The organism is Streptomyces sp. NPDC085944 (assembly GCF_040686295.1).
Classification (GTDB): domain Bacteria; phylum Actinomycetota; class Actinomycetes; order Streptomycetales; family Streptomycetaceae; genus Streptomyces; species Streptomyces salinarius.
The window spans coordinates 40,608-53,019 of sequence record NZ_JBFBJX010000023.1 but is presented as its reverse complement, the minus strand read 5'-3'; the positions used below and the strand labels follow the sequence as shown (position 1 = coordinate 53,019).

At 70.1% G+C, this 12,412-nt stretch carries 10 protein-coding genes and 1 pseudogene; 6 read left to right on the top strand and 5 right to left on the bottom strand.

What is annotated here, in order from left to right:
- Positions 1 to 6: 6 nt before the first annotated feature.
- Positions 7 to 111, top strand: a pseudogene (locus AB0P07_RS32600) (IS5/IS1182 family transposase); the annotation flags it as partial.
- A 227-nt stretch (positions 112 to 338) separates the two neighbouring features.
- On the opposite strand, the gene AB0P07_RS32595 reads toward AB0P07_RS32600, so the two are convergent.
- On the bottom strand, positions 339 to 1,202 hold the full coding sequence (locus tag AB0P07_RS32595) for a DUF1963 domain-containing protein (RefSeq protein WP_365556961.1): 864 nt from the start codon (positions 1,200 to 1,202) through the stop codon (positions 339 to 341).
- 186 nt (positions 1,203 to 1,388) lie between these two features.
- On the bottom strand, positions 1,389 to 1,988 hold the full coding sequence (locus AB0P07_RS32590) for a TetR/AcrR family transcriptional regulator (protein ID WP_365556959.1): 600 nt from the start codon (positions 1,986 to 1,988) through the stop codon (positions 1,389 to 1,391).
- A 119-nt stretch (positions 1,989 to 2,107) separates the two neighbouring features.
- Here AB0P07_RS32590 and AB0P07_RS32585 point away from each other — a divergent pair, with 119 nt between their 5' ends.
- Both AB0P07_RS32585 and AB0P07_RS32580 read left to right on the top strand, forming a co-directional pair.
- On the top strand, positions 2,108 to 2,857 hold the full coding sequence (locus tag AB0P07_RS32585) for an SDR family oxidoreductase (protein ID WP_365556956.1): 750 nt from the start codon (positions 2,108 to 2,110) through the stop codon (positions 2,855 to 2,857).
- A 14-nt stretch (positions 2,858 to 2,871) separates the two neighbouring features.
- A complete protein-coding gene (locus AB0P07_RS32580; RefSeq protein WP_365556953.1) occupies positions 2,872 to 3,621 on the top strand; it encodes an SDR family oxidoreductase in 750 nt (249 codons plus the stop codon).
- Positions 3,622 to 3,682: 61 nt separating this feature from the next.
- Here AB0P07_RS32580 and AB0P07_RS32575 read toward each other — a convergent pair whose 3' ends face one another.
- Positions 3,683 to 4,306: a TetR family transcriptional regulator gene (locus AB0P07_RS32575; RefSeq protein WP_365556951.1), complete on the bottom strand. Its 624-nt coding sequence runs from the start codon at positions 4,304 to 4,306 to the stop codon at positions 3,683 to 3,685.
- A gap of 114 nt (positions 4,307 to 4,420) precedes the next feature.
- On the opposite strand from AB0P07_RS32575, the gene AB0P07_RS32570 reads away from it, so the two are divergent.
- Positions 4,421 to 5,110 carry a nitroreductase gene (locus AB0P07_RS32570; RefSeq protein ID WP_365556949.1) on the top strand — a complete coding sequence of 230 codons (690 nt, stop codon included), beginning with the start codon at positions 4,421 to 4,423 and terminating at the stop codon, positions 5,108 to 5,110.
- Between the two features lie 789 nt (positions 5,111 to 5,899).
- Here AB0P07_RS32570 and AB0P07_RS32565 read toward each other — a convergent pair.
- Positions 5,900 to 7,015 (bottom strand): RDD family protein, encoded by a 1,116-nt coding sequence (locus tag AB0P07_RS32565; protein WP_365556946.1) that lies wholly within the window; start codon positions 7,013 to 7,015, stop codon positions 5,900 to 5,902.
- A 40-nt stretch (positions 7,016 to 7,055) separates the two neighbouring features.
- Between AB0P07_RS32565 and AB0P07_RS32560 the strand changes: the two genes are divergently transcribed.
- Positions 7,056 to 7,571, top strand: a complete 516-nt coding sequence (locus tag AB0P07_RS32560) for a trypco2 family protein (RefSeq protein WP_365556943.1) — start codon at positions 7,056 to 7,058, stop codon at positions 7,569 to 7,571.
- Positions 7,572 to 7,621: 50 nt separating this feature from the next.
- The gene (locus AB0P07_RS32555; RefSeq protein ID WP_365556940.1) at positions 7,622 to 10,519 is read left to right on the top strand and encodes a trypsin-like serine protease; all 2,898 of its coding nucleotides are present in this window, start codon (positions 7,622 to 7,624) and stop codon (positions 10,517 to 10,519) included.
- 340 nt (positions 10,520 to 10,859) lie between these two features.
- On the opposite strand, the gene AB0P07_RS32550 is transcribed toward AB0P07_RS32555, so the two are convergent.
- Entirely contained in the window at positions 10,860 to 12,191 is a 1,332-nt protein-coding gene (locus AB0P07_RS32550) for an alpha/beta hydrolase (protein WP_365556937.1), read from the bottom strand.
- Between the last annotated feature and the right edge of the window lie 221 nt (positions 12,192 to 12,412).

Sequence of the window (12,412 nt, the reverse complement as noted above, 5' to 3'; positions counted from 1 at the left end):
GTTTCTCGGCACGGCCGCTCGTGCGTGGCCGTCTCTGCCGATCCGTCCGGCCGGCTGCTGTGTGCCTCGCCGGCTCTGCCGCGTGCCGTCCACGACGCCCGGGCTGCCCGTGCCTGTCGCTGGTGCAGTTGACCGGCGTCGTGACCCGCCGGACCGACGGGACCCGGTGCTCGGGGTGGACCGGCACTTCCACGGGGCCGTATGAACCGGGCAAGCGCGGTGATCGCAGGTCCTCGGTATGTTCGGCGGCATGGGAGCTAGTAGCTGGTTGTCCTTCATGCCGGCGTCAGCCCCCGTACGCCGGCCAGGCTGACACGTGCCGGCGCCAACCGGCCGGCTCAGGGGTTCCAGTACACGTCGGTGAACGTCCGGTCGAAGCGTCCGGTCTCCAGGTCCTTGCGCTGGATCGCCCAGTGGACGCTTGATCCGGCCGCCACGTCACCGAGGGCGGGGCTCCAGCTCGCGAGCAGAACCCAGTCCTCGACGTTCCCGGACACCGGTCCTCCACTGCCCCAGTTGCCCCTCGACGCCTGCTCCACCGCGCACTGCACCAGACCTTCCAGCGGGTCGAGGTGAACCATCTCCTCGTCGGCGTACCCGCCTATGTGCAGGGGGCCCCGAAGGTCGAGGTAGCGGCACGCCGTCTCCCACTCCTCGGCCAGTTCCTCGGCGTGGGGGAAGCCGGGCAGCGGCTCCAGGTCGCCATCGGGCAGTTCGACCTCGTAGTGGTACGGCAGCGACGGCTCTGTCCTCACTCGCAGCTCGCCCCGGGGGAAGGCGTCGGCCACCTCCCGCGCCTCGGGGACGCCGTCGGGGTCCCACGCGTACTTGTCGTGTTCCTCCGTGGGGGCCCCGAGTGGGACGTGCACGACGGCGCCGTGGTTGGTGAGGTCACCTCTGTCGCGCGGCCAGGCGAAGAGGAGCAGGCGGCCGTCGCCCGGCAGGGGCAGATCGGTCGAGGCCTGCGGCAGTGCCGCGAGGTCGATGGATGCGACGAAGGGGAACGGGGGATGCGGGGTGCCGACCGGCAGCAGGACGGGGCCGCCGAACCGGGCGGCGACCGGGCCGTCGTCGCGCGTCGACAGGACCGCGCAGGGCCGTACCATGTCCATCCACCGGTCAACCTCGTCGGCCGGGATGTCCAGTTGGACCGCTTCGTCGCGGAAACGGGCCAGTCGCTCGCGTAGCTTTTCTGAAGTCACACGACCAAAGTAGAACCCGGCAGTGACATCGGAGTCGGTACTCGGTTTCCGGTGGCGGCAGCGCGGATGCTGGAGCGACACTCTGCCGTGCTGCCCCTGGCCGCACGGCAAGTGGGCGGCGGGACGACCGGTGGACGTGGACGGCGAAGGAATCCTCGCTCGCCGGGGGCGGGGGGCGGGGGGCGGTTACGCCCTCAGTCCGTCCACGGTCGTGTTGATCGCTGCCAGGGCTGCCGCCCTGTCGAGCCCCGCCCTCGATACGAGCGAGAGGCCCTGGACGACATAGAGCAGGAGCTGTGCCTGGGCCTCGGGGGCGTGGGCGTCCGTGACCTCTCCGGCGGCCTGTGCGCGGCGGAGCGCGCCGGACAGGATGTCGGTGAACCGGCGGTACGAGCGGGTGACGATCTCCGTGGCCTCACTGTCCTGGGGGACGAGTTCGGCGGTCGTGTTGCCGACCAGGCAGCCCTGCGGGACACCCACCTCGGAGATCAGTTCGTCCAGCCGCGCGGGATGGGTCAGGATCTCACGCAGGGCGGGCAGGAGCGGGCCGGTGTCGAGCGCGGCGATCAGGTGCCGCTCGTACACCTCCCAGTAGAGCCTGACGGCTTCCAGGTAGAAGCGGCGCTTGTCGCCGAACGCGCCGTAGAGGCTGCCGCGTTCGATCCCCAGTGCGTCGACCAGGTCCTGGATCGACGTCGCCCCGTACCCCCGGGACCAGAACAGTTCGAGTGCGCGCTCCAGCGTCTGTTCCCTGTCGAACTCGCGGGGGCGTCCGGTTCGTGCCACGTGCTCGATACTACGACTTCTTGACTGGGGGTTCAAGAAGTCGTAGCTTCCGTTGGCAGCAGTTCTTGAACGGATGCACAGAAGTCGGCCGCTCGCCGGTCGACACGAAGGGCTGAGCTATGGAATTCGCAGGCAAGACGGCGCTGGTCACCGGGTCCGGTGCGATCGGCGGGCTTGGGCACGCGACGGCCGAGGCGCTGGCCGCGGGCGGCGCCGACCTGATCCTCACCGGCACCGATCCAAGGCGCGGCGCCCGGGTGGTGGAAGACCTTCGCGCAGCCGGTGGCGAGTCCGCCGGGACGGTGCGCTTCGTCGCGGCCGACGTGTCCGACGCGGCGGGCGTGCGCCGGCTGGTCGAGGACGCCGGGACCGTCGACATCCTGATCAACAACGCGAGCGTCATGACGTTCGCCCCGACCGCCGAGCAGGATCTCGCTGATTTCGACGCCGCCTTCGCGGTCAATGTGCGGGCCCCGTTCCTGCTCACCGCCCTGCTCGCGCAGAAGATGGCCGCGAGCGGCGGCGGCAGCATCGTCAATGTCAGCTCCACCGCAGCCGGCCTCGGCATGCCGGGCATGGCCGTCTACGGCGCCACCAAGGCGGCGCTCGAATCGCTGACGCGTACCTGGGCGGCGGAGTTCGCCAAGTCGAACGTGCGGGTCAACGCCGTCGCGCCGGGCCCGATGCGCACCGCGAAGGTGGTCGCGGCCATGGGGCCGGACATGGGCGGCATGGGCCTGACCACCGCACTCGGGCGCACCTCCGACCCGGCCGAGGTGGCCCACGTGGTGGCCTTTCTCGCCAGTGACCGGGCCAGTTACATGACCGGCGCGATCGTCGCCGCCGACGGTGGCCGCACCGCGATCTGAGGGGAGACGGAACAATGGACCGCCTTGCAGGAAAGCACGCACTGATCACCGGGGGGACGAGCGGCATCGGCCTGGAAACGGCCCGCGAGTTCCTCGCCGAGGGAGCGACTGTCGCCATCACCGGCCGCTCGCAGGAAAAGCTGGACGCGGCAGCCCGGCAACTGGACGGCCCGCTGCTCGCCATCGCCAGCGACGCCGGCGACGTACCAGGCCAAGCAGCGCTCGCGGCGCGGCTCCGGGCGGAATGGCCGAAGCTCGACATCCTGATGAGCAACGCCGCCGACGTCACCCACCTCCCGATCGAGGCATGGACCGAGGAGGCGTTCGACAGGCTCCTCGCGACCAACCTCAAGTCACCCTTCTTCCTGATCAGGGACCTGCTGCCGCTCTTCTCGCAGCAGTCCTCGGTCATCCTCGTCGGCTCGGTCTCCGCGTACATCGGACACGAGAACGCGGCGGTCTACGGCGCGGCCAAGGCGGGCCTGCTCTCCTACACGCGCGGGCTCACCCACGAGCTGAAGGGCCGCGGCATCCGAGTCAACGGACTGAGTCCCGGTCCGACGGTCACCAATGCGTTCGCGCCCCTCGGCCCCGAGCGCCAGGCCGCCCTCTACGAGGAACTCCGGCAGACCGTGCCCCTCCACCGTCTGGGAAGCGCCACCGAACTGGCGAAGGCGGCGGTCTACCTCGCCTCGGACGAATCCGCCTACACCGCGGGCACCGTGCTGCGGGTCGACGGAGGCATCGGGCAACTCGCCTACTGACAACTGACCACCGAGGCCCGCGCCCGGGGACGAGGCGACTTGGAGGGCGACGTCCGTCTCGTCAGCCCTGCTCCGTCCCTCCAGGCAGAGCCTGGTCGAGCAGGATCTCCGCCGCCGCCCGCGCGTGCCGACCGTAGTGCGCGTCGTTCAGCACCATGGCGCGACTGGCCGCTCCGTCCGCGAGGGTGGCAAGTTGCTCGGCGAGTGACAGGGGTTCGCGACAGTCCAGCTCCGTCACCACCGCGGCGATCAGCTGCACCATGCGCAGCTTCTGCTCCTTGGCGTAGGAATGCACCGCGCTCTCCGGGTCGGGGAACTCCGCGGCGGCATCGACGAACGGACACCCGCGCACCAAAGTCGCGTCGACCGCCGGCTGGTCGAACAGCCGGCGGATCCGCTCACGGGGGGCGAGGTCCGCACGGGTCAGTACGGCTTCCAGGGTGGCCCCCGACCGGACGAGTTCCTGCAGGTGCGCGATGACGAGGTCGTTCTTGGTGCGGAAGTGCGCGTAGAGCGTTCGCTTGGACACCGGCGCAGCCTCGGCGACCTGCTCCATGCCGGTCGCGCCGATGCCCTGGGTCGCGAACAGCCGGGCGGCGGCGACCAGGACGCGCTCCCGCCCGCCGCGCCCGCGCCGCCCGGACGCCGTGGCCGTCGTGGCCGTCGTGCTAGCGGTCGTGTTCATGAAGTAAGTGTACGCCAGCGTTTACTTGTCTCGTCGCATCGCGTTAGAGTGCCTCAGGTAAACACGACCGTTTACACAAGGGTCTTCCACCCCATCACCCGTCGAGGAGTCTCGATGACCAGGTTTGCCACCACCGAGCTGAGCGGCTGCGCGGAGAAGCTGATACGCGGTCGCCGCGCGACCCGTGCGTTCCGCCCGGAACCCGTGCCCGAGGACACGATGCGCAGCATCTTCTCGCTCGCCGGCGCCGCACCGTCCAATTCCAACGCCCAACCGTGGCAGGTGGAGGTCGTGAGCGGCGCCGCACGTCAGCGCCTGGCCGACGCGCTGCGAACGGCTCACGCCGAGCGTCGCACTTCGGTGGACTACCCGTACTCCGAAGCGATGTACGCGCCGGTTCACCAGGAACGCCGGGTCGTGTTCGGCGCCGAACTGTACGGTGCGCTGGGCATCGGAACCGGCGATCACGCGGCACGTGCGGCCTACGACTCGGAAAGTCTGCGGTTCTACGGCGCGCCCCACGCCGCCTTCCTCTTCGTCCAGGGCGATGGGGAAGCCCGACTGGCCGCGGATGTCGGTGCCTACATGCAGACGCTCCTCCTGGCCATGACGGCGTACGGCGTGGACAGCTGCCCCCAGGGGCTGCTGAGTTTCTACGCCGACACCGTCCGCACCGAACTGGGCGTCACCGGAGGCAGGCTGCTCGTCGGCATCTCCTTCGGGTACGCCGACGAGTCAGCGCCGGTGAACCAGGTCAGGACCGAGCGCGCCCCGCTCGAGTCGACCACCGCTTTTCATGACTAGGGTCGGGCTCCGGAGAGCTTCGGGCCGTAGATCGTGGCCGGCTGACCGGGCACCTAGATCTCACTGACCGCGATCGTGAACCACTGCGTCCTCTGTTCCTGCGGGAGGCAACAGGCCGGCGCCGAGTGGCAGGCCGGCAGGTCCGCGACGAGACGGTCCACCGGGCGGCCGTTCAACAGGCTCGTGTGCGGTTCCTTGCGCTCGAAGAGCCCTCGGGTACGGGCGACAACCGAACTCCTCGAGTTCCGCACAGGTCCCTCCGGGGGGAGCTGGTCGTGGCAGGACGGCCTGCTCCGGCGATTCCCGAGATCGACAGTCTCCGGGGCCGGGCGCAAAGTCCCTGAGAAGTCCCACAGGTGAAGCCGAACTCCCCTCCCGGCTCGCCTGTGCGGCAGCTGAGGAGGGGGGGGGACGGCGTTGATTCTGAAGGCTTTCAGATGTCCCGGGAGGGACCAGGGAGCGCGGCGACCTGCCGCGAAGGGCGTGTGACGATCGACGACGCCCGTCGGCTCCGTCACCGGCCGGCGCACGCCGGCTCAGGCATCCTGGTCGGCGCCGGTCTCCTCGGCATGGCGGCGGCCCGTGCCTGCGACGCCCGCGGCATCCCGGTCACCGTCGCGGACACCGCCTCGCCGCTGGAACGCGTCCTCGGCGGCTGCCAGCCCGCCGCGATCACTGCACACGCCGCGGCGCGCCGTATCCGCTTGGTGCAGGCCACCGGCCTCGTCGACCGACCGGCGATCCCGTCAGCGGTGTGGCACCGCCTGACGGCCCTCACGCCGGCAGAACTCAGTCCCACCGTTGGACCGGTGGACGAGGTGCCTCCGGGGGGCGCGGGGGGTAGGGCGGGGTTGGGGGTGCGTCTTCGCGGTGCTCGTGGGTGGCGGCGAAGGTCCCGGGGGCGGGGATGCCGGGGCGCGGGGGGTAGGGCGGGGTTGGGGGTGCGTCTTCGCGGTGCTCGTGGGTGGCGGCGAAGGTCCCGGGGGCGGGGATGCCGGGGGGAGGCTGGTAGGGCGGGATCGGGGGTGCGTCTTCGCGGTGCTTGCGAGTGGCGGCGGCCTTGGCACGGTCGAACGCAGCCCGGCCCTTGCTCGCCGCAGCGCGATGCAGTTCGGAGTCGACAACTCGTCGTATGGCCTCGTGTCCGGCGATCCGCTGCTCGCCGTGCGGGGTGTTCTGGATGGCGTTCTTCCAGGCTGCCCGCCCATCACGGGCCTTGGCGAGCCCCAGATCCGCAGTCTGGGAGACACCCTGCCGCGCGGCGCCCCAATAGGGCTGGGGCAGCGTGATGTTGCCGACGGTGGTACCGGCCAGGCGGTCGGCGAGGGAGAGCCGGCGGCCCCGGAGGGCGGGGATGCCGTTGGCCCAGAAGACGGTCACCGCGGCCATCCAGCACAACACCGACAACGCGACTGAGCCGCTGATCAGGACGCAGCAGGCCACCGCGAAGCAGCCGACGTCGGCGAGCGTGGTGACACCGGCTCGGATCGCGGCCCGGCGAGGCCCGAGGACACCCGGCTCAGTGGAGTTGACGCGCAGGCCGAGCAACAGCTTGCCCACCGTGCGGCTGGTCAGCACGAGCGCCGTGAAATGGTAGGCAAAGGTGATGAGTACCAACGCGACGAAAGCCTGTTGGACAGCACTCACAGTGGAGCCCCAGACGTGGTCCCACACCTGCTCGGTGGCATCGAGAGGGTGACCTCCCGAGGTGAGAACCTCCCAGGCGCTGCTGCCGACCAGCCCGGTGGTGTCGGTCATCAGCGCGCTGATGCGATGGAAAGTGAAGGAGCCGAGAAGCACGGCCACCGCGACCGTGAGGACAAAATCGATCAGCCAGGCCGTGATCCGGCGACTGGTCCCAGGCATGCGCGGCCCGTCGGCTAAGCCGAATTCTCCGGCTGCCACCGGCCCTGTGGACCTCGGATATTGAGACACTCACGCCCCCGTGGTGACGAAGAGTCAGCAGGTAGAAGCCGACAGCCACAGGTTAGCGCAGTCTCATGACATCGAGCAGGTGCGCGTGGGCAACGAGAACCCGGACGCGGACAGGGGCGCGGTCGTGCGCCGTGCAGGAAAGAGCGGTGTTTGCTGGTTGTGGCTCCCGGGGAGACCGGGACCGGGTACGGTTCGAATCGAGGGGGAGATCCACGTGCCGCAGGAACCGTGGGCAGAGCTGGGTGAGACCATCGGCGTGATTCGCACCGAGTTGCAGAAGGCCATGGAAGAGGGCAGGGCGGAGCCGCTGAAATTCAGGACCGGGCCGGTTGAACTCGAGTTCACGGTGGAGGTCAAGAAGGACCTTGGAGCCAGGACCAGAATCTTCGTTCTTCCGTGGACGGTTGAGGCCCAGGGTGCCGCAAGTGCGGCTCGGACCCATCGTGTCAAGCTCACCCTGCAGCCGGTCGATGGCGACGGCGACGATCTGAAGATCTCCGCCGACTCTCCGCAGCGTCCGGAATAGCGTTCGGTCCGCGTGAAGATCAGCTCGTCTGGTGAGGGGCAGGACGGGGGATGGACCAGGCACGGGTCATGGAGATCTGGAATCCGGTCTCGAAGAGGTCGGGCAGCGGGTACCTGATCGGTGACGATGTGGTGCTCACTGCGCACCACATCGTGGCCGAAGTTCCCCCGCGTGCCGGCGTAGAGGTCCGGCAACTGGACCCGGGGGGTGGCACGGACTGGATGTCCGCCGAGCTCGTGTGGCTGCCGGAAGCAACGGCTTCGGGGGCGTCGCCGGACACGGACGGTGCGCTGCTGCGGATCACCGCGCCGAACTGGCGGCCGCCGGCGACTCCCGCGGTGCGCTTCGGACGGGTCGTGGGCAAGCACCGATTGCCCTGCGTGGGGCTGGGCTTTCCCGATGCGGTGACACGTCCCGGCCGTGTACGGGACACCATGCCCATACGTGGCCATGTGGACCCGTTGCACGGCATGAAGTCGCGGATGACGACGGTGCAGGTCGACGAGGGCATCGTACCGAGCCGCTCGGGCTGGAGAGGCAGTTCGGGGACCGGGCTACTGTGCGGACCGCACCTGATCGCGGTCGTGACCGCGGAAAAGAGCCTGGCCCCCGGTGTGCTGGAGGCCGTACCGGTCAGCGTCCTCGCCGAACTGCCGGGATTCGAACGGACCCTGTACGCCCACGGTGTCCACTTCGTCACCGAGGACATCGACGGGGCGCCCCCGGATCCCGACGACGAGCCGGACTACACACCGATCGCCATACCCCCGCCCTCCTCACGGCACCGCCTGAGGAAACTGCTGGCGCCCACAGCGACAGGGACGGCGACGACCCTGGCGCTCTTGGCACTGACCCCGTCCGCGCCCGGCGTCACCTGGCAGGCCGGGTCGGTGCTCTCCGGCGTTCTGGCCGGGTGGGGTACGGATTGGTTCCGTGGCCCCCGATCCGCGGGAGACGGCCGGGAAGCCGCAGTCCGAAGACTGCGTGAGGCCATTCGGGCAGAGGTGGGACGACGTCGTCGGCAACTGCTGGGCAACGACAACAAGGCCATCAACGTCACTTTCGTCACCTTGCCACAGCACGGCAGGGACGCGGACAGGGCTTTGCCCCGCGGGGATTTCGACGGCATCGCCCGCTATCTGGACGCGCTCCGGCCCCAACGCCTGGTCATCACGGGCGGTCCCGGCTCGGGCAAGACGCTCCTGGCGTATGAACTCGTTCATCGGTTGCTCGCCCGCAGGCACTACAACGGACCGGTTCCCGTTCCGGTCGACCTGTCGGGGTGGGACACCGGCGTGCTGTTCGCCGACTGGTTCAGCGCTCGCCTGGGTCAGGAATACCTGGGCGGTTCCGAAACCAGGGCACGGGACTTGTTGGCCTCCGGCCGCGTCATGCCGGTCCTGGACGGCCTCGACGAGATGGACGCCCCGGACGGCGAGCGGCCCAGAGCCGTCGCCGCGCTCGCCGAGCTCAACCGGTTTGCCGGACCTTTGGCGCTGACCTGCCGTATGAACGAGTACGCAGGGCTCGGCCGCGCCGGTCAGCGTCTCCTGGACTGCGCGACGGTGCGGATCGAGAGGGTCCGTCCCGTCGACGGCTGGCGGTTCCTGGCTGAGCGGTCAACGGACAGGGCCCGGCTCGCCGAGTTGGAGAACGATCTCTGCGCATCGGGCACGGCCACAAGAGCGGTGCTGTCCTCGCCCTGGATGCTCACGCTGGCGTCACTGGCCTCGCAGACCGAAGCCGGAGCCGCGAAACTGCTCTCTTTCATCGGCGCGCCGGCCTCGGGCGGCCGAGCGCAGGAAGAGTTGCGGGCGACCTTGCTGGAGGAACTCATCCCGTCCCTGTGCGAGCCGGATCCGGCCGACCGGCGCCGGCGGTACCAGGCAGCAGCCGTGAGCCAGTGGCTACGGCTGCTCACCGCGAGCCTCCGCGTCGGCCAGACGGAACCGGCCGACGGCAGCGGCGCCGTCATGCCGTCCCGGGACCTGGCCGTCCACACGCTGTGGCCGGTCGCGGGGCCGCGCAGCGCCCGCTACGCCGCCGCGGCGATCACCATCGCCTGCTGGCTCCCCGCCCTGCTGTTCCTGGCGGTCTGCCTCCACCGCAACCACACCCTGCCCCTGCCTGGCGCGGTGCTGCTCCTACTGCTGACCCCCGCGCCGCTGCTGTCGGCCTGGAACGCACGCGCACGGTATGTCGAACCCCGCCGCATCCTGTTCCAGCGGCTGGGCAGCAGACTCGGCTGGAGCCGGATACTCCTGGGAGCCACACTGGGCGGTGTCCTCATGCTGCCCCTGACGCCCGTGTGCGGTCCGGGCTTCGCGTTGGCCGCCGGAGCCGGCTCCGCCGCCGTCTTCGGCTTCGGCCTGGCGCTGTCCGTGCGGGCGGACGTCGACCGCTCTCATCTGATGGCCGTCAGTATCCCGACTGCCCTGCTGGTGACAGTGGGGGCCGGGTTCCTCGTCGGCCGACTCGGCGATTTCATCGGGCTCATCGCGGGATGCGGTGCCGGAGCGATCGGGTTGGCGGTGGGGGTGCCCGCGGGGCTGCGTGCCGCGCGGCGAAGCAATGGCGGAGAGCCGGACCCGGATCCGCCCGGGGTGCCCACGCCGTTGTCCCCCCTGCGCAATGACGTGATGGCAGGGGTGGTGTCCGGGGTCGTCGTCGCGATGCTCACGCTCTACGGGACGCTGTGCGTCGAGTGGTTGCGGGCCCCCTGGCCCCTCGCTGTCCTCACGGCCCTGGCCTGTGGTGTGGCTGCCGGGCCCGGTTTTGTCGCGGTCACCGGTCGCCAGTACCTCGGGCTGCTGCTGGCTATGCGCGGAAAGCTGCCGTGGCGCCTGACCGCGTTCCTCCGCTGGTGCCACGAACGCGGTCTGCTGAGGTCGGCCGGCACCGTCTACCAGGTACGTCACGACGAACTTCTCGAGTGGCTCCGGCGCTGACTCCTGACGGAGCGTCACCCGTTCTGGCACGCGGCGTGGTGACAGCGCGCCACCGGCCCCTGGTCTGCGGAGTCGGGACTGAAAAGAGGCGCCGACGACTTCTGGCTCCCGGAACCGAAACAGCCGCGGGTCAACTGCGCCGCAGTGACTGCGCGGGCGGCAGGCTCGCGGGGTCAGGCCGCGACCGCTGCCTGGCGATCAAGCCACCCCATCAGCGGTCTGGCCTCCCGGCCGACCAGCCGGGGCAGGGTCTGACCTCAGAGCTCGAAGGCTCCGGCGTCGAAACTGCTCACCTGCCGGCGGCTACGGAACCGAGCATCCCCCGGCTCCGTAGCTCCCATTAGGCGTTGATGAGGTCGAACGACTCGGAGGGCCCGATCGTTGTGCGGTTGGCGATGAGCGCGGCGGTTCCGGCGTTGCCGGCGCTGACGTACAGGTTGTTGGCCTGTGCGCGCAGGCTGGTGGTGCCGTCGGAGTTGTTCACGCGCTGGAAGGTCTCCCAGGGGCCGACGGCGGTGCGGTTGGCGATGAGCGCGTCGGCACCGGCGTTCTCGGCGCAGACGTAGCGGCCGTTGACGCGGGCGCGCAGTGCGACGGCGCCTGCGCCGAGGTCGAGCAGGTCGAATCGTTCCCAGTCGCCGACGGTGGTGCGGTTGGCGACGAGTGGGTCGGCTCCGGCGTTCTCCGCGCAGACGTACTGGTCGTTGGCCCGGGAGCGGAGGCTGACGATCCGCCCGGTGGGGAGGGGAGTGAGGACGGCCTCCCAGGTGGTGGTGCTGGTGTTGGAGGTGGCGTCGGCGGGGAGGCGGTCGCGGGCGGCGGTGTCGGCGTAGAGACTCCAGCGCATCCAGTCCACGTAGGTGGCGACGGTCTGGGTGTGGTTGTAGCCGCTCCATATGTACTGGTCGTGACCCGTGCCGCGGTGGGTGAGGAACGCCTTGGGCGCGGGCAGTTCCCCGTAGGCCTGGCGCGCGGAGGAGTACTGGCAGACGGGGTCCTGATCGCCGTGGACGAACAGGACGTTGGCCGTGACTGTGGTGCTGGGGTCGCCCATGTCGACACAGGCGAAGGGCACGGCGGCGGCTATCCGGCTGTCCGGCCAGGCGGTCAGCAGCCCGTGGGTGGTCATGCCGCCCAGCGAGTGACCCGCGACGCCGACGCCGGTGGTGGTGTCGAGGTGTCCGGCGAACGGGTCGCCGGCCGTGGTGTTGAGGGCGAGGGTGTTGGTGATGACCTGGGAGACGTCCATGGACTGGTTTCCGTTGTAGACGTCCTGGATGTTGCCCGAGGTGCCGCTGGAGGTGGTGGGGAAGACGGGTGCGGGGACGACGAATCCGGCCTCGGCCAGGGGCCGGACCAGCGGTGCGTAGCTCTCCGGGTTGCCGCCGAGGCCGTGGCTGAACTCGCAGACGGGGAAGACGCCGTCCGCGACGGGGGCGTTGACGACGGGACTGCCGCCCGGGGTGCCGGTGGCGGGGTAGAAGATCCGGGTGGTCAGCCGACGGCTGCCGCGGCTCCAGGCGTACTCCCTCACCCCGATGGCGAAGCGCTGGGTCGGCGCGGCTGCCGGGGTGAGCGAGGATGCCGTTGCCGCGGTGGTGCCGTACGCATGGACGGCGGCCACGGCTCCGGCCGCGCCCAGTCCCAGGAAGGTACGCCTGTTGATGGCCATGTTGTGCTCCTTGTCGGATGGTGCGGGCGGACGGGGGAGTTCCGGGGCGGCGGGTCTGCCAGGAGGCGAGCGGGCCGTCGGGCCCGCGGGGGCTGAAGCCCCGTCGGTGGGGATCCGCAGGCTTCCACCAACGGAAGGCGGAGCGGCCCGGCCGATCGCGTCTGCTCTCACAAGCGGGCAGCCGTATCGGGCGACCGTTTCCAGCAGGGAGATGGTCATGG